The organism is Halobacillus shinanisalinarum (assembly GCF_022919835.1).
Classification (GTDB): Bacteria; Bacillota; Bacilli; order Bacillales; family Halobacillaceae; genus Halobacillus_A; species Halobacillus_A shinanisalinarum.
Genome location: NZ_CP095074.1, coordinates 1,382,552 through 1,400,202 on the forward strand (window position 1 = coordinate 1,382,552; position 17,651 = coordinate 1,400,202).

Genomic DNA, 17,651 nt, shown 5'->3' on the forward strand with positions numbered 1-17,651 from the left:
AGAAAGTCCGATAACTGAGCAATGTATGCTCAGTTGTCGGACTTTTTTAGTATGTTTATTCAAAAATTTTAACGCTTTGGGAATGAGATATACATCTTTATCTCCCTTTTCCAGGACCCACCCGACGAGTCACAGTAGCCATCTTGCTAGAGTCTGTCTCTGACGTACTCGTAAAAGTAAGTTCTGTTGGAGCCGGCTTAGGACCTTGCCCCCCTTTAGGTATCTTCGTATAAACGGGAACATCCACCGTTTCACCAGCCTCTACTTCAATCACTTCATGCTGCAACTGAACGTCCCAACCAGCTTCCGTTTCTGCATTAATCCGGATAAGGTCGGTTGCTTCGCCTGTGTTTGTTACACTGAAATGATAAGCAGCTACTTGACCCGGGACCGCAAAGTCGACTGAACCGCTGGCTGCATCGATCCCACGCTCATACGGACCTGCTCCATCCATGTGCCGTACAGCTACTCGATAAGAAAGTACATCTTCATCGTCACGATTTTTCCCTAATACATAGAAATGGAGACGGTTGTGCTCGTCCTTGTATTCACTAATCACTCCATCCCCAGTTCCTGCTTTAAATAGGGCATCTGCTAACTGGCGATAGTCGCCCTTGGAGTACATTGCTTTAGTTCCGTCAGGCCTCACAAAGTCTACTTGATCGATATCCTCTTCGTGAGAGTCAATAACCCAGATGTTCGGCGCTCTTTCCTCATCTTTTGTTTTGGCCATGAGTACGCCAGAATCCGGGAGAAAAGAGTCAAACCCTACCTGATCAACTACCTCGATTGTGTAGTTATCGTACCACTTTTCGCCGCGTTGCATATCCGCGCGCCAATCGTCTTCTAAGGAGTTCTCAGGTGTTAAATCGACCATATTTATGTTGATGCCTTGGAACCCTGTACGTCCAAATGCTTCACCAGTTGGAACTTCGCGAGTTATAATGTCAGCAAATACTGGTCCAGTTTCAGCAAGCTCGTCTCGACTAATATCAAGATATTGATCCTCTTCTAAAAAACCTTGTTTAATCTTATTCCGCAGCATATGGTGAGCTGGCGCTGATCCACCTAACGTAGGCATTACCATCCAACGAGTATGCGGCCCCCCAGGACCATTAAAACTGCCTCGACTCATCAACTCCCAAGGCCCTGAATATGACCGGGATACTGGCTCACCGTAAGGATTGTTGTAGTTGTCACCAAGGTTCATAATATGACCGAATTCATGAGCGAAAGTGCCCATCCCAGCGTTCTCACCTTGAATAGAAATACCATCTCCTGCTCTGGACCAAAGACTGCTGGCCGCAAGCCACGATGTCCAATCCACATAGCGTGTATTAGCCGAATTCGGCATGTCTGTATACTCAGCTGGCGGGCCAAATTCATCAGTAACTGCTTCAGGACTTTCAAACATCATTTCACCAAATTCCTGCCAAACACCGGATTCGTCATAACCTGCATGGAGTACAAATGTGAAATCATACTCCTTCCCTGATGCTTCAATGTCAGCTTGTGCCTTCTCCAAGGCATCTTCTCTTAGATCGTATGTAGTCTCATATCCAGGTGGCAGGTTTTCTTCTTGTCCAAATTCGCCCATTCCGTACTCAAATTCATTATGATCCATGCGATACGTACCGAAAGCATCAATTTCTACCGCCCATTCACCGTAAGAATTCTCCCTCCAAAACTCATCAATCGACCGATGATTATTCAACGGCTGAGGTTCCGTCAAAAAACTCTCCCAAAATTCAGGTACCTCCTCTCTAGGAATACTTCCATCAGTTACTGGATTTCCCGCTACTCCAGACCCTTTTTCTTGGCTGATAATAAACTCTTGATCAGGGAAATCTACTACGACAAGTGCCCCCTTAAGTACTCTGTCTGGTTCAACATCAGCCTCCCGCCAGTCAATCCCAGGAACTGGTTGATAGTCTTCCCACGTCATATCCTCTGGTAGAATCCAATTTTGTGAATCTACTGGTTCAGGAAATGAATCCAATCCTGGTTTTGCTGCTAAAGCTGGTGTAGCCATAGTCATCACCAGCAAAAAGCTAACGAAAACGATGAACGGCTTTTTTACCCTTCTCAAATAATCTCCTCCTTTAAATTTTTTGAATGTTCTAGCAAATTATACCATCAATCTACTTTTATATAAATTAATAGACTGAATATTACAAATATAAGGACTATAGAACAGATACAAATGGATTAATTTGCACAAAAAACCCTTTTCCCTGTACAAAAAACTAGATGGAAAAAGGGCTATCTTTAGAATTAAGTTTTATTTGTTGAGTTTAAGATAGATGAGTCAATCCTCCGCAGGCAGTTACTCCCCAGCAGATGCTGCAAAATAACGATTTTTCAGTCGCGTCGAAAGCACTTCTAAAACAATTGCAATGACTAGAATCGCATACGTGATAAATCCAACTTCACTCAAATCAAAGTAGAATCCAGATGCCATAAACAGTTCAAATCCAATCCCGCCTGCCCCAGCTGCCGCTCCCATCGCTACAGCTACTGAGAAATTTATTTCAAATCTTAGAAACGTCCATGACAGTAAATATGTGAAGGTGGAAGGCAAAACGGCATGTGTCACGATATGCCACCAGCTCGATCCAGTTGCTCGTAACGCTTCAATGATCCCCGCATCTACCTCTTCAAAGGCCTCTGAGAAAGCTTTAACTAAATAAGCAACAGAATGGAACAACATCCCAAGGACGGCCGCTTCACTGCCCAATCCTGCTGCAATCGCAAAAATCAGCACCCATAATACCGTTGGAACAGCACGGATAAAGGCAACCATAATTCGAACGGTTTTCGACACCCAGTCCTTAGACAAATTGGTTGCTGCCATCAATGATAAAAAGAAGGCCATCACGGCTCCAAGTACAGTGGATAAGACAGCCAGGCCAAGCGTAATCCCTACCTGATAAAAGGCTTCTCCCCAGGTAAAATGACTCAAAGCCGGCTGCATAAACATAATCTTTAAGTTATAGGCCGTTTCTGTAATCGCACTCATGAGATTTAGCTGTCCATAATCAAAGAACATAAAAGCCATGATCGTTAATACAATGAACAAGACGATGGTCCAGCGCATTACCCTTTCTGCTTTACTGCCGGATTTGATATGAATTCGACCATCTTTTTTCCTTTTTATGTACGTGGTCGTTGATATGGCTTCCATTATAGAATCACCTTCCGTATCGAGTTTGACATCAGCTCAATGATAATCACAGCGAGGACGATACTAAATGTAATCAGGGCTACGGTATTATAATCCATTGTCTTATAATACAAATCAAAGGTGTAGCCAATCCCTGTCCCCGTTAAGATCCCGACCAGTGTCGCGCTTCTAATGTTCGTTTCAATCATAAACAAAATCCAGCTGATCATCTGAGGCATGCTTTGCGGGATAACAGCCTTATTGACAATTTGAAAATAGGTGCTCCCCGTTGCTGTTAAGGCCTCTACAGAACTTTGACTCGCTTCGTCAATCGATTCTATAAACGCTCTGGTTAAAAATCCTACTGTTCCTACGAATAAGGCTAAATATCCTGTCACAGAATTTTGACCAAAGGAAAGCAGCAGGATTAAGGCCCAGGCCACCACTGGAATATTTCTTGAAGCGGAGGCAACCAGACGGGCTGACATACTCAAGAATCCATTCACTTTCGTTGTTTTCGAGCCCATTAATCCTAAAAAGATTGAGACAACTGCCGCTGTAGTTGTAGCTGCGATCGACATAAAGATCGTTTCGTTTAATTGTTTTAAGATCGCCGGAAGTTGCTCAAGCGATTCCTGTGTAATAAACAAGTTCGAAACGATCCAGCCGATCGCAGCAGGAACGGTCGCCATCCCATGCAAAATGTTAAAGTTCGTGATCTGGGCTGATAAATAGGTGATGACAATAATAACTGTCAGAAAAATGGTCGTACTCAAGCTACGATTCCGCATGATTTGTTCATTCACGTTACCTACTCCTCATACTGTGATTAACTCTCTTGTCTCTGTTCCATAGATGCTGTCAATACGCTCACTCGTGAGCCTGTGAGTGGGTCCATCAAATACGACCTCTCCATTGTTCAACCCAATAATTCGGTCTGAATACATCTGAGCAACGTCGACCTGGTGTAAGTTAACCAAGCAGGTAATATTCAGTTCAGACGTCACCGATTTTAAATGGTTCATGATCACCTTCGAGGCATTCGGATCAAGAGATGCAATCGGCTCATCGCAAAGCACAAGTTTAGGATCCTGGATAAGCGCACGGGCAATTCCTACCCGCTGTTGCTGTCCCCCACTCAACTGATCGCAACGTTTATACGCATGTTCCTCGATACCTAATTTCTTCAGTAGAGAAAAAGCCCGCTCCTTCTCGTCTTCCGTAAATTTGCCCAGAATTCCTTGCATCGTTGTTTTATAGCCGAAACGCCCATGCAGTACATTTTCAATAACCGTTAAGCGTGGGACGAGGTTATAATGCTGAAAGATCATCCCGATTTCCGTACGCAACTTTCGGAGTTCCTTTTTCTTTAAAAGACCGACATCAGAATCATCAAAAATAACACGACCTTCATTGGTCTCAACCATTCGATTCATGCACCGTAAAAGCGTGGATTTCCCTGCGCCTGAAGGGCCAATGATGGAAACAAATTCTCCCGCTTCCACTTCAAAATTGATGTCTTTCAGCACTTTCGTTTCTGAACCATACGATTTACCCATTCCTTCAACCTGTAACAATGACATGTTCATCGTCTCCTTTGTTAGGATATTTAAAGGGGCAGAGTATGCACGAACACATGGTACATAATCCAACCTCTTAGGATATTTCAGCTAGTTGGAAAGCTTACGGATTGGATCAAACCATGAATCTTTAACCGCCGCAAACCTTTCTTTATCTGTTTTAAAGAATAAGCCCGACTTGCCAGAATTCTCAGGAACGAAAATCTCTTCATTATTTGCGACCTCATCTGAAGTAAATAATTTTTGCAACTTGTCAAAATCTTCTTGCCCCAGCACATCTATATTCGCTACAAATGGGGCATTTAATACAGGTGTAACACTCATAAGGGTAAACTTCTTCCCTGTTACTTGATTAAACGGCTCCGCAGCATCATCTTGAACCTTGTAAACAGCACCCTCCGTATTTCCCTCTCCTTCAACGACTTCCACATAATTTTCGACGCACGTATCACAGAAGGCAGCCACATCAGCCGTTCCCTTTAATAGATTGACCGCTGAACCCTGATGGGAGTTTCCGAATAATACTTTGGAAAATAAGGATCCGCCCTTCATCAAATCCATTTCCGTTAAATTGGAATATTTTTCTTGTTTTGTAAAATGGGTAAGAATACTAGCTGCAGGCACTTTGAACCCAGATGTTGAGCTATTGGATACGAAGGACATATTTTTCCCTTCGATCGTATCCAGCGAGAATTCTCCGTCCACCTTATACTTCTCTTGATCAGATTGATTGACAGCTAACCAGCTATGATAGACAGCATCGTCTAATGTACCTGATGGGCCAGTAGCTACTACTAGCGGTTTAATGGCCTCATTACCTTTATGTGCCTCGATGTACCCTTGGGCGCCCATAAAGGCAAGGTCTGCGTTATTGTTCACCATCGTTTCAATCGCAATCGCGTAATCCGTCGTTAAATGATGTTCGACTTTCTTGCCTGTCGCTTCTTCGATAACCTTGGCCATTTCATCACGCGAGGATTTCATATCTGAACCAGATTCATTAGGGTACCAAACGATATCGATCACATCATCAGCTTTTGTACTGCCACCAGCACTTCCCATAGAGCATGCAGTCAAAGATACCGCGAATACGACAAACATGACCAGTAATGATACTTTCTTTTTCATTAAAAACTCTCCCCTCGTGTACCTTCATTTTGTAACCTGTGCGACTTGACTTATAAAAACCTAGTAAACTAGTTCCATTGAAACATATAACTTTCCCAAAACAGCCTATATTCATGATACTTTAACGGTATCTTTAAACGGTTTACATGAGCCATACATATCGAGAACTAGCGGACCTCTTTTATCTGTGACCAAAGGGAAGGACTTGTAAGACTTCCAATTTCAATAGAAGCTCCAAATGAACCGTGATAATCCGTGCCGCCAGTCATTACAAGGTTATACTGTTTGGCTAGAGCTTCTACCTTCTGATGATCTTCTTCAGCATGGTCTGGATGGTTTCTTTCCACCCCTTCTAATCCCGCTTCAACAAGCTCAGGGATCATCTCATAGGATTCCAGTTGACCGGGGTGGGCAACGACTGCCATTCCCCCATCCGCCACAATCGCCTCAACCGCCGCAAATGCATCAACGTATTTAATGTCACCCGAGGCCACTCCACCGTTTTTAAACAAACGTTTATACAATTCCTTATATTCAGGGGAAGCGTAGGCATCACCCGTTAAATGGTTCATGATGTGCTGCTTATAGATTGTTCTACATGGCCAAGCCGTTTCCATAATCGCTTCGGCATTCAGCTTATAACCAGCTTTGTTAATCTGACGGATTTGCCATAGTGAATGTTGCTGCCGTCTTTCCAGAATCGGCTGACATACCGATTTGATATGGAGCGCCTCAGGATGATAATGATAGCCGAGCACATGTACTTTCCGATCCCTTTTGTAGTCGTATGCGGAAATCTCGATCCCGGGGATGATCTCCAATCCATATTTCTCACCCAGCATAATGATCTCTGGCAATCCATCGACCGTATCATGATCGACAAAGCTGATATGCGTCACACCATTGGCCTTCGCCTGCTTTATCACTTCTTCAACTGAATCAGAGCCGTCGGAATAGTGGCTATGAACATGCAAATCAGCCTTCATGGGCAACACCTTGCTTTTCCATAATGAATGATCTCCTTTTCATATCAAAAACCTTGTCACATAGCCCGTCCATAAATTCAATGTCATGAAAAATGCCAACCAATGTGGTGCCATTTGCCTTTAACTTCTTAATAATGTCACGCACCTTCTCCTTAGATTGCTGATCCAAACTCGCGGTCGGTTCATCGAGCAATAATAACCTTGGCTTTTTCACGGTGGCCATCGCAATATTTAAGCGTAATTTTTCTCCGCCGGAAAAGGTCGTTGGATAGGTGTCCCACAATTTCGGATCAAGTTCAAAGTGAGTTAAGGCTTGTTCTGCTTCTCTTCGCGCGACTTCCTCTGCCTCCCCCATTTCAAGAAGGGCTTTTTCAACAAGCTGTCTTGATGTTGTTCTCGGCATCACATTTAAAAACTGGGAGACATAGCCAATCTCATATTGACGCAAATAAAGGATCTCTCTTTCGGTTGCTTCGGCTAAATCGATGGAACCAAAGCGCTCTGAATAATAGAGAAGACGGCCTGCATCCGGTAAATACGTACGATAAATACTCTTTAAGATCGTCGACTTCCCGCTGCCGCTTTTCCCGACGATACCGATGAACTCCCCTGTTTCCAGTGAAAAATCAATGTGCTCCACAGCCTGCATCGTTTTTCCTAAATGATGAATAGTAAATCGCTTGCCAAAATTTTTAATTTCGAGCATGGACATATCCTGTTCCCTCCCTTATTTAACGCGATAATTGGTGGTCGTAATTAAGGCACCATTGACCATCGTATTCGTTAGCATCGGATAGCCATCATCCATTTTCTCAATAATAATCATGTCAGCCTTTTTCCCTGCTTTAATCGATCCTATCTCCTCATCCATCCGGACGGCTTTGGCTGGATTTAGGGTGACCATCATAAACATGTGGTGCAAATCATTCCCATGCTGCTCACTTAAATCAAAGATCGCATGTAGTAAAGCCGCCGGATAATAGTCGCTGCAAAGAATATCGGCACAATGATGCTCAACCGCTTCAGCAGCTGATAAATTTCCGGAGTGGGAGCCGCCGAGCAGCACATTTGGCGCACCTACAATCGTCTGCAATCCCATTTCTGTCGCTTTTTTCGCCACATCTAACGTAATAGGAAATTCACTAACCGTCGTCCCAAACTCCTTGACGAGCTCCAATTTATGCACATCATCATCGTCATGTGAAGCGACTGCAATACCTTTTTCGATGGCCATGTCGGCTACCTGTTTGATTTTTTCTATCGTCATAACTTCCGTATTTTGGCGCTCAACAATAATCGTTTGCACATCATCATCGGTCAGATCACGGTACCCCTGCAAAGTTTCCCGGTAGACTTCCAGATTGCGATACTGCCCCTGTCCAGGCGTATGGTCCATAAACGATAATAAATGGACTTTATCGTCTTCGATATTTTGAACAAGCCGGTCCACCTCATCGATGTTGTCAATTTCAAACCGGGCATGCAGGCGATGCCGGATCATATGCAGTTCCTCGTGCGTCTCATCAATCGCATTAACCATCCGCTGCACATTCTCCGGGTAACGAATCGGCTTATGTGAAAACGCATCTTCCCGGTAAAAGGAAAGCGAATGAAACATTGTCGTAATGCCATGATTGATTAAATGCTTTTCCGCCTCTCGTAAGCTGATGTTAAAATCCATCATACTTGTCGGCCTTGGGGATGCGATGGTTTCGATATAATCGGAGTGAATATCGATAAATCCTGGTGAAATATATCCTCCCCTTGCATCGATTAGCTGTGCATGTGAATAACTGGCCACTTCCTCTTCAGGGATAACGGCTTGAATCATCTCGCCTTCAACAACAACCGCATATCCATCGAGGATGGTTTCTTCTGTGACAACTTGCCCATTATGAATAACGTACATCGTGACGTTCCTCCTATAGTAATGAATAGACTAATTCCTGCGTATACGCATGCTGCGGATCCTCTAGGATTTGATCCGTCAACCCTTCTTCAATCACCGAACCATTCAACATCACAACCGTACGATCAGCCAGCATTCGGATCACAGCCAAATCATGAGAGACGACAATCATACTGATGCCTAATTCTCTTTGAATGTTTTTAATTAAATCGAGCACATTGGCTTGGACCGATAAATCAAGCCCTGTCGTCACTTCATCAAGAAACAGAATCGGCGGGTTATTGGATAAAGCCTTGGCAATTTGAACCCGCTGCTGCATCCCCCCTGAAAAGTTTCGCGGTTCTTGTTTCATCCGGAAAAGGGGAATATGCACACCTTCGAGTAATGTTTTACTTGTTGTCTCCATGTCCGTTACATTGCGGTTACCGGCAGCAATTAGCTTCTCTGCGATATTACCAACCGAAGAGAAATTCATTTTCAATCCATGAACAGGATTTTGATAAACCATCCCGTATTTATGGTTACGAATATAACGTTTTTTCTGGGAAGATAAGGCAAAAACATTCTCCCCTTCAAGCTCAGGATCCTGGATATAAGCCGCTCCTGATGTCACATCGGCATCAAAATACAGACATTGCATCATGGTTGACTTTCCGCTTCCACTTTCTCCAACGATCCCGAGAATTTCCCCGGAAAATAAATCAAAGGACACATCCTGACAGGCATAAACGGTGCCGCAATGCGGGCAGTAGTTTTTCTCTAAATTTTTTGATTCAGATGGATGACAACGGGAACAACCGGGACCGAATTGTTTGTTTAAATGCTGCACTTGCAATAGTGGTTTCTCATGCATAACTCGTCTCTACCTCCGCTTTTTCCTTGTCGTTTAATCGCTCCACACAAAAACTTGTATCATTGCATTGATAGGTGGCTTCTCCTGTAACTGGATCGATTAATTCATCCATAAACACATCCGTCGCCCCACACAGGTGACAATACTGTCCATCAAAAGATTCCACCGTAAATGGATAATCTTCAAAGGCAAGCGATTCGACGTCGGTATAAGGTGGGACCGCATAGATTTTCTTTTCCCGCCCTGCCCCAAGTAAAATTAAGGCTTCCGATTGATGCATCTTCGGATTATCAAATCTTGGAATCGGACTCGGTGCCATCACATAACGGCCATTCACATAGACGGGATGATCGGCATTGGTCGCTGTTTTCCCGTATTTCATAATTTGCTCGAACAGCATCAGCCAGGCACCGCTGTACTCATCCTCTGAATGGAGCCGCTTCGTCACATACTCGCTGGCTTCCACATTACGAAGCGGTTCCGGCGTTGGCACCTGTAAGACAAGAATTTGCTCCTCCGACAGTGGGACTTCCGGAATGCGGTGCCGTGACTGAATCACGGAGGCCTCCTCTGTTCGCTCGGTTCCTTCAACACCTGTTGTCTCATGGACTAATCTCTTAATACTGACCGCATTAACCGACTCATCGGCCCCTTGATCGATGACCTTCAGCACATCTTCTGTACCAATGACCGAAAGCGTAATCTGCAATCCGCCGGTTCCCCAGCCGCGAGCAATCGGCATTTCTCTTGAGGCAAAGGGGACCTGATAGCCTGGAATCGCAACAGCCTTCAACATGGCGCGGCGGATTTCCTTTTTGGACCCTTCATCCAAAAACGCAAAGTGTGTGTTAGTTTTCATCCTCCTGCACTCCTTTCTTAACTTGACGGATACTGTCCAGCTTCGATTGGAACGTCACGTAATGAGGTAATTTCAAATGAGAAATAAACCCTGTCGACTCAACAGAATCAATGTGTAATAAAACAAATTCCTCATCATGGGTTGGAAAATCCGACTCAGGGTGTTCCAGGCATTGATCCAGAATACTCATCGCAATCGCCTTTGTTTCGTTTTGCCCGTAGCAAACCCCATACCCTATTTCAAACTCCAGTTCCTCCTCATTCTTGTCATTTTTCACCGACACAGGAACAAACGATTCGACTTCGGTTGCTTTAAAGTCTCCAATATAAAAATGGTCTTCCTCATCTGTTTCTAATTCATTGGGATGCTCCACGTAAATCGGTAAGGCGCCGACACGTACCTCGCCGACAGTTGGATGGACCTGACCATATCCTCTTAGGGAAGCGTAGCCTAAAGAGGTGACAGCTCCTGTCTGACCGCGAGTTAACACTTGCAGCCGTTCACTTCGCGATGCCGGAAACTGAAAACTTTCCTTCGTAATATCCTTAGGAGGGGTGTTATCTGCTTCATACGTTTCAAACAGTCCCTCTTCCCGTAAATACTCCACGACCTTTGGAAAGTACTGCACATTCACTGATGCCTCGACCGATTGCAACTCATTTTTATAGTCCTTTAACCACTGTTCGTTCTCCTCTGCACATTCTTCTGTTAGATGAAAATCTAGTAATCGATGCGTGTAATCATATGTAGCACCTAACAGCTGTCCTCCTGGAATATCTTTAAAACTTGCTGAAATCCGACGTTCAACCAGCATTGTTTGTGATTCGACGGGCTGACTGTAATAGAGTCGAGGTAGAGTTGAACGATGAGCACGCATTAAGAACACCGCTTCTTCCATACTTCCTTCCGCCTGCTTAATAGCCAATGCTGCCAAGAAGGGCGAATACAAGCTGCTCTCAGACATTACCTGATCGACCATCGCCTTCATAGTAGACAGAATGGTGTTGATTTCAATGATCTCCTCGTCCTTCAAACGTTCATACTTCAATCGTTTAATCGAAGCATCAATCGCCATCGTTCCACCTTTTACTGCGACATAACCCATCTATTTCACCCCCGCATTCGTTACCGAAGTTGTTCTAGGTATACAGACGATTTGTGAATATTCATCTGTAAAAATGACATCAACCCCTAGTGGATATTCCTTTGTCCGTTCATGTCTTGCCTGCCAAAAAGATGAGCTAAAACTGACATCAAGCTGTGATAAATCTTTAATCCCTGGACCCGTACACGTAATACTACCGTTATTGGATAGAGGTGCACTCTCTATGATCCATGTGGCTGAAGATTGAGGATCTATCAAACTTCCATTTTTACAATTCTCCATTGCACGTATCATCTCCGATTCAGACGCATCACGTAACACAATAACGTAATCAGCCTCGTGAACAGGACAACATCTTGCCAGGGTGTATTCTGAAATTTTCACAGCTAGATCTTGATCGTTCTCTGAAATAATATGAAACGTTACTTCTCCATCCAGAAGTGTCAGCGCACTAAGCAGGGTGGCATCATAACAAGAGAGTTTGTAGTCACCATCTACTAAATCCTCTTGAAGGGAAGAAATCTTTCCTGGCCGCGACATACTTTCTAGTAACTTTCTGTAGACCTTCTGCAAATCATGTACTTGATCAATTGCCATATGATCTCTCCTGATCTAGTAAATTTGTCTGGACTATACATCCATCGTTTCGAAATCAACCTTCGTTTCAAACAGCTCTGCCTGCTGTTGTGCTTTCTCTTGCCTAATCTGCTGCTCCGCTTCCAATAATTGCGAGCCCCATTCCTCCGTTTCGAGAAGTTGAGCTTTATAAGCTGCATCGATTATCGCTAAATATTTAGCCAATTCCTCCTGCATGCCTGCCACAATACCGATGCCGATACATTGATTAATCTCCACTTTTGCTTCCGTTACAAGGACTTCTCCCATATAGAACAGAGAATTCTTTGCCGATTCCCTCATCTTAATCATCGTTAACCCGTACTTGGGGGCAACAATTTCCTGACATGGATAGTTTTCAATAATCGTTTCTGCAAAGTTTTGAGCCAAACCGGAATGTTCTAGGATAAGGATTTCCGTTCTTCTACGTCGTTTCATTGTGAGATGCAACCTCCTTTACAAAACCATCGTAACTTGGCGCCAAGTTGTTGTGTGATAAGGTATTGTTAAGCTTTGTAAATTTTCTTAACAATCGAATGAATTTCATAATTTAAGACTCTTGTGCCCCGAGGGATTCAAAACGTAAAAAAGGAAGTACCTCTCCAAGTCTAGTCAAGTAAGAAGTTTGAAATATTGTTTATTAGGTTAAGGGCAGTTCTTTTGAAGGCTCGATTCCGAGATATCTAAGTGGAGATGGGGAAGGAGTCGCTTTCCGAGGGAGTACAGTGAGCTTCCTCAGGCTGCCGCCCCGGAACCTTACTCAAATTCAACAAACAGGGGCGATTGTGGAGCAACACTGATAGAAAGTGACCGAAACTTCTTTATAAAACTGAAACTAAAAACTGCTGGATAAGAATCCATTTTGAACCTTTTCGGAGAAGAGCCTTGTATTCTACAAGTCTTTGGCGTTTTTAAAAAAGCAATTATGAAATTGATTCAGTTATAAATTTTTAAATTGGGGGTAGAAGATTAGGAGGCACCATTAGAGTAGTACAAGCAGAGGAGGATTCAATGAATAAGAAATTGATTGAATTGAGGGAAAATAAAAAAACAGGCTAGGCCCCATAGAAGGCTCCCAGCCTGTTATTACCTGATCACTAATTTTCATTTAATCTCTTACACATTATATTGAACAACATACTTATGCATGTCTGTATGATAAAAAGCAACGGAATATTCAACAAGTTTTTCATCAATATCAAAGGAAGATCTGATTCTTTTTAAAAGCGGCTTTTGATCCGTATTTAGGGTTGATGCGACTTTTTCTTCGGGAATTTCCACATCGAACTCATCATTGAAATGGTTCATCGCCATACCTTTTTGGAACAGTAATTCATAGAGCGATCCTTTAAATAACTCTGGTTTCAGGGGAAGAAGTGCCTCGAGAGGAATGTAGTGTGTGAAGTAGATGTAAGGCTCATTATCCAGCAAATACAACCGTTCTAAACAATAACATTCACTCCCCATATTTGCCTGTAATATGTTATTCCCCTCTGTACGTACCACTGAAATATTTATGTTGTCTTTTCTTAACTCAAAACCTTCCTTTACTAATTGGTCAGAAAAATTCTGCCCTCGTGATATCTTGGGTGTGACTTTATTATCAAGAACTTTTGTACCTACTCCGCTCCGTTTTTCTACGTACCCTTCTATAGCTAACTGTTCCACTGCTTTTCTTACGGTGATTTTACTCACAGAAAATTCTTTTTCTAAAGCTGGTTCAGATGGAATTAAGGAGTTTTTAGGGTAAAAACCACTGATGATACGCTCTTTTAAAATGTCTTTCACTTGAAAATATAAAGGTCCTTTTTTAGAGGTAATTTTCATAAAAACCATCCTTTTCTGACGTCCATATACAAAGACTGCTTCTCTCTAAATGGAGGTAGTGTCATCTACTGGTGAAAACTTATGCTGCTATTATACCTTTAAGCATGAGCTGTAAAGATTTTATTCATGTTTCCCACTACATTTTATTCTACTATATATATTTCCTGAGACAAAGCGGTCATCTTTTCTTTAGATTTTCTATAAAGCACGGATCAACACCATTCAATTAGCGACCAAAGGATCCAAACTTTTCACTATGATACCAGTTAAAACGAATCAAAAATATAAGGTGGTTTCGCTAATGACGAAACCACCTTATCCCTTCCAACTATCATATCATCTTCATGGTTTGCCGTTTCTAAATAAACATATCGACAACTAAAACCAGTCCAAAGGCGATAAAGGAAAGCAAGGTTTCCAGTACCGTCCATGTTTTAAACGTCTCTCTAACGGTTAACCCGAGATATTCCTTCACCAGCCAGAAACCAGCATCGTTCACGTGTGATAACATGAGTGATCCTGCCCCCGTAGCAATCACGAGTAATTCCAAGTTTACCCCTGATAGATTAGCGATCACCGGCGAGACAATGCCGGCAGCTGTTGTTAAGGCGACAGTTGCTGAACCTGTCGCAACCCGAATTAATCCGGCTACCACGAAAGCTAAAACAATGGGAGATAGGGATAATTGCTGGGACATCTGAGCAATAGAGTCCCCTACACCACTCTCGATGAGAATTTGTTTAAATCCGCCGCCAGCACCAATGATTAAAATAATGGAGCCTAGGGGAAGGATACATTCGTCCGTTAATTTTTTAATGAGCTTCTTATCCATACCTTGACGAAACCCTAGGAAATAGTAAGCAGCAAAGCAGGAGATTAAAAGAGCGATAACAGGACTGCCTATGAATATAAGGACATCTGCTAATATACTAGGAAGTGCCAGATATGGTGCAAAAACAGATAACAAGATTAATAGAATAGGTAATAGAATAACAAAAAATGAGATCCCTACGCTTGGCACCGATTGGGATGGTGTATCAGGTCGGACTACTTTAGGCTCTCCAACTGGTACGACACGCTTATGCACCCACTTGGCAAACAATGGTCCGGCTATGATGGCCGGAGGCAGCGCAATAATGAGTGAATAGAGGAGGACTTTCCCTAAATCAGCACCGTATATGCTTATGGCGGTCATTGCCCCTGGGTGTGGCGGGACGATCCCATGTACAATCGACAGCCCTGCAATCACGGGTATACCGATTAATAAAATGTTTTGGTTTGTCTTTTCACGAATGGCAATCACTAACGGCAATAGAATGACGATCCCCACTTCAAAGAATACAGGGATTCCGATAATAAAACCTGAGAGCAGCATGGCCCATGGCAACTTTTTCTCACCAAAAATCCGAACAAAGAAGTCAGCGACTTGCACGCCTGCTCCTGAGTCTGACATCATCTTCCCTAATATAGAACCCAGGGCCAGAATGCCAACTAAATGGCCTAAAACGCTTCCAACTCCCGTTTCATAAGCGTGCACAATGCTATCCATTGATAAGCCGGACATTACTGCCAAGAACATACTCGCTACCGTTAAACTAATGAATGCGTGCCAGTTCCACCACGAAACTCCCAAAATAACGATCACAATCGAGAGCAATGTGATTAGTAATAAATAGATCTCCATAGTTCATGTACTCCTTCTTTGTTTAGTAAACGCTTCCAATTTATATGAAATAATTGCTCAAAAAGGAGTCAAATAAATGAAAGAGGCAGCTGTCACGAATGTGGGGTATATTTGATCTGCAACATTTACTGTCCTTTTTGAACTTCTATTTTTCGTTATTTCACTTGTTGCCCCTTGTTACCTGTCTAAATCACTCGATGATTCGGTCATGGCGCGAAGAATATCCCCCTCCGTTGCCGTCGGGGTATCGCCTACAACGGTATGGGCAAGCATTCCTGCTGCAGCCGCAAAGGCAACTGTTTTCTCGGATGAATATCCTTTTATTTCACCATGCAACATACCACTAGCGTAGGCATCCCCTGCACCGATTCGATCAAGCACAGAGAAGGTCATGGTTTTTGAAAATGTAAAGGAATGATTCTTATACATAAAGCCACGCAATGAATGGGTATCGTCGTCATTGATAGATCGATGAGTACCCGCTATAACAGGGATGCTATATGTTTCTGCAACAGCTGGAATTAAATCCATGAGCTGATCTTTGCGGTCCCGTTTTTCCGTTTCCATACCAAGGACAAATCTAGCGTCTTGTTCATTCATCATCACCATATCAGCCAGATGTAACATGTCCTCATAATGTGGCTTCGCTTTTTCATACCCTTCCTGACCCCAGAGTGATGGCCGGTAGTTGCAATCAAAAATGACTGTACCGCCGCTTTCTTTTACAGCTTTGGCAAAAGACTTCATGTACTGACGAACTTGATCATTCATCGCAAGGGTAATTCCGCAGAAATGGGCGATATCTATCTTCTCTGAAATCGTTTCGAAGTTATACGTGCCTTTAGGAGCTGTATTAAAGCTGCTGTCTTGGCGGTTGCAATACGTGACACGACTAGGCCGTGCACCAAAGCCATTTTCCAAAACGTACATCCCAAGGTTATCTCCGCCTCGAGTAATGAATGAGGGGGTAATCCCCAATTTTTGAATATAGGAAAGAGCGGCATCGCCGACTGGATTTGTTGGCAAGGTGGACACGATGTACCCTGCATGTCCTAAACGTGTCAGTGCTGAGGTGACATTGACTCCCGTACCAGAGAAGGAATAGTTTAATGTTCTTCCTTGCGCTAAGGACTCATAGCCTGGCACCTGCAGCCGCATCATCACCTCTCCAAAAGCTGCGATCCGTTTAACCATCGTGATCAACCAATTTCTTTGTGACTTCAAGTAATTCTTTTACATCCTCGATGCGTGTTTTTCCTGTGTCCTTGTCAATAATAGAGGAATACACGTGAGGGATGATCTTTGGTACATTAGCCTCTAGAGCTATCCTCAAAATCGTTTCGAAGTTTTCTTTATCAATTCCACCTGTTGGCTCTAATGCAAATCCTTCTTCTCCGCATGCTTTGGCAACGGCTCGAAACTCGTCTTCACGGCTCAATCCCTTCATCGGAAAGTACTTCAATGCATGACCACCCATATCACGTACGAGAGCGATGGCTGTCTTAACGGGTACAACCGCTTGTTCTTCTTGCGCTGCACTAATAGGACCCGTTGAGATATTCACATAGCCAGCAGATCCTGTAGGGGATACTAACGCGTTGATCCAGCTTTCTTTATCACCAAGATTCGCTCTTGTTGCACCAACAGCCGGGAACACTTGGTTGATGTGATTGCCTGGATAGTGTTTTGCGATATCAGCTACAACTGCAGCTTGACGGTTATCCCCAGCACCTAATCCAATCGATACAGCTTCATCAATCTCTTGTCCATACTCCTTCATGGCCCCCACAGCTTCCTCAACCGTTGAGTAGTCTTTAGATAAAACGCCGATCAAAACATGTCCTTCTGCAGCGGTAAAGACCTCTTTAGCATTTTCTATACTATTGGCTAAAACATTTAAAGCAACACGATCTTTATAAAAACGTTTCGTAATGTTTGACAT

17 protein-coding genes are annotated in these 17,651 nt (G+C 43.3%); all 17 read right to left on the reverse strand.

From position 1 onward, the window contains the following. Positions 1-97: 97 nt before the first annotated feature. The gene (locus MUO14_RS06985) at positions 98-2,089 is read right to left on the reverse strand and encodes a M6 family metalloprotease domain-containing protein (RefSeq protein ID WP_244754528.1); all 1,992 of its coding nucleotides are present in this window, start codon (positions 2,087-2,089) and stop codon (positions 98-100) included. A 237-nt stretch (positions 2,090-2,326) separates the two neighbouring features. Next, a complete protein-coding gene (locus MUO14_RS06990) occupies positions 2,327-3,184 on the reverse strand; it encodes an ABC transporter permease subunit (RefSeq protein WP_244754529.1) in 858 nt (285 codons plus the stop codon). Beyond that, positions 3,184-3,969: a PhnE/PtxC family ABC transporter permease gene (locus MUO14_RS06995; RefSeq protein ID WP_396265812.1), complete on the reverse strand. Its 786-nt coding sequence runs from the start codon at positions 3,967-3,969 to the stop codon at positions 3,184-3,186. The genes MUO14_RS06990 and MUO14_RS06995 overlap by 1 nt, the downstream gene beginning before the upstream one ends. Before the next feature lie 12 nt (positions 3,970-3,981). Next, complete coding sequence (gene phnC, locus MUO14_RS07000; RefSeq protein ID WP_244754530.1) at positions 3,982-4,746, reverse strand: phosphonate ABC transporter ATP-binding protein; 765 nt, start codon at positions 4,744-4,746, stop codon at positions 3,982-3,984. An 87-nt stretch (positions 4,747-4,833) separates the two neighbouring features. After that, complete coding sequence (locus MUO14_RS07005) at positions 4,834-5,871, reverse strand: PhnD/SsuA/transferrin family substrate-binding protein (RefSeq protein ID WP_244754531.1); 1,038 nt, start codon at positions 5,869-5,871, stop codon at positions 4,834-4,836. A 167-nt stretch (positions 5,872-6,038) separates the two neighbouring features. Further along, complete coding sequence (locus MUO14_RS07010; protein ID WP_244754532.1) at positions 6,039-6,857, reverse strand: PHP domain-containing protein; 819 nt, start codon at positions 6,855-6,857, stop codon at positions 6,039-6,041. Further along, complete coding sequence (gene phnL / locus MUO14_RS07015; protein WP_244754533.1) at positions 6,847-7,569, reverse strand: phosphonate C-P lyase system protein PhnL; 723 nt, start codon at positions 7,567-7,569, stop codon at positions 6,847-6,849. The genes MUO14_RS07010 and phnL overlap by 11 nt, the downstream gene beginning before the upstream one ends. A gap of 15 nt (positions 7,570-7,584) precedes the next feature. Beyond that, positions 7,585-8,766, reverse strand: coding sequence for a phosphonate metabolism protein PhnM (gene phnM, locus MUO14_RS07020; RefSeq protein WP_244754534.1), 1,182 nt, complete (start codon positions 8,764-8,766; stop codon positions 7,585-7,587). Positions 8,767-8,779: 13 nt separating this feature from the next. Then, entirely contained in the window at positions 8,780-9,619 is an 840-nt protein-coding gene (locus tag MUO14_RS07025) for an ATP-binding cassette domain-containing protein (protein ID WP_244754535.1), read from the reverse strand. Continuing rightward, a complete protein-coding gene (locus tag MUO14_RS07030; RefSeq protein WP_244754536.1) occupies positions 9,612-10,478 on the reverse strand; it encodes an alpha-D-ribose 1-methylphosphonate 5-phosphate C-P-lyase PhnJ in 867 nt (288 codons plus the stop codon). The genes MUO14_RS07025 and MUO14_RS07030 overlap by 8 nt, the downstream gene beginning before the upstream one ends. Beyond that, on the reverse strand, positions 10,468-11,583 hold the full coding sequence (locus tag MUO14_RS07035; protein ID WP_244754537.1) for a carbon-phosphorus lyase complex subunit PhnI: 1,116 nt from the start codon (positions 11,581-11,583) through the stop codon (positions 10,468-10,470). Before MUO14_RS07035 ends, MUO14_RS07030 begins: the two co-directional genes overlap by 11 nt. Continuing rightward, positions 11,584-12,180: a phosphonate C-P lyase system protein PhnH gene (phnH, locus tag MUO14_RS07040; RefSeq protein WP_244754538.1), complete on the reverse strand. Its 597-nt coding sequence runs from the start codon at positions 12,178-12,180 to the stop codon at positions 11,584-11,586. A 33-nt stretch (positions 12,181-12,213) separates the two neighbouring features. Continuing rightward, positions 12,214-12,636 carry a phosphonate C-P lyase system protein PhnG gene (phnG, locus tag MUO14_RS07045; RefSeq protein ID WP_244754539.1) on the reverse strand — a complete coding sequence of 141 codons (423 nt, stop codon included), beginning with the start codon at positions 12,634-12,636 and terminating at the stop codon, positions 12,214-12,216. Between the two features lie 678 nt (positions 12,637-13,314). After that, the gene (locus tag MUO14_RS07050) at positions 13,315-13,986 is read right to left on the reverse strand and encodes a GntR family transcriptional regulator (RefSeq protein WP_244754540.1); all 672 of its coding nucleotides are present in this window, start codon (positions 13,984-13,986) and stop codon (positions 13,315-13,317) included. 397 nt (positions 13,987-14,383) lie between these two features. Beyond that, a complete protein-coding gene (locus MUO14_RS07055) occupies positions 14,384-15,709 on the reverse strand; it encodes a GntT/GntP/DsdX family permease (RefSeq protein WP_244754541.1) in 1,326 nt (441 codons plus the stop codon). A gap of 177 nt (positions 15,710-15,886) precedes the next feature. Further along, positions 15,887-16,903 carry a sugar kinase gene (locus MUO14_RS07060; RefSeq protein ID WP_244755500.1) on the reverse strand — a complete coding sequence of 339 codons (1,017 nt, stop codon included), beginning with the start codon at positions 16,901-16,903 and terminating at the stop codon, positions 15,887-15,889. Then, complete coding sequence (gene dagF, locus MUO14_RS07065; RefSeq protein WP_244754542.1) at positions 16,896-17,651, reverse strand: 2-dehydro-3-deoxy-phosphogluconate aldolase; 756 nt, start codon at positions 17,649-17,651, stop codon at positions 16,896-16,898. Before dagF ends, MUO14_RS07060 begins: the two co-directional genes overlap by 8 nt.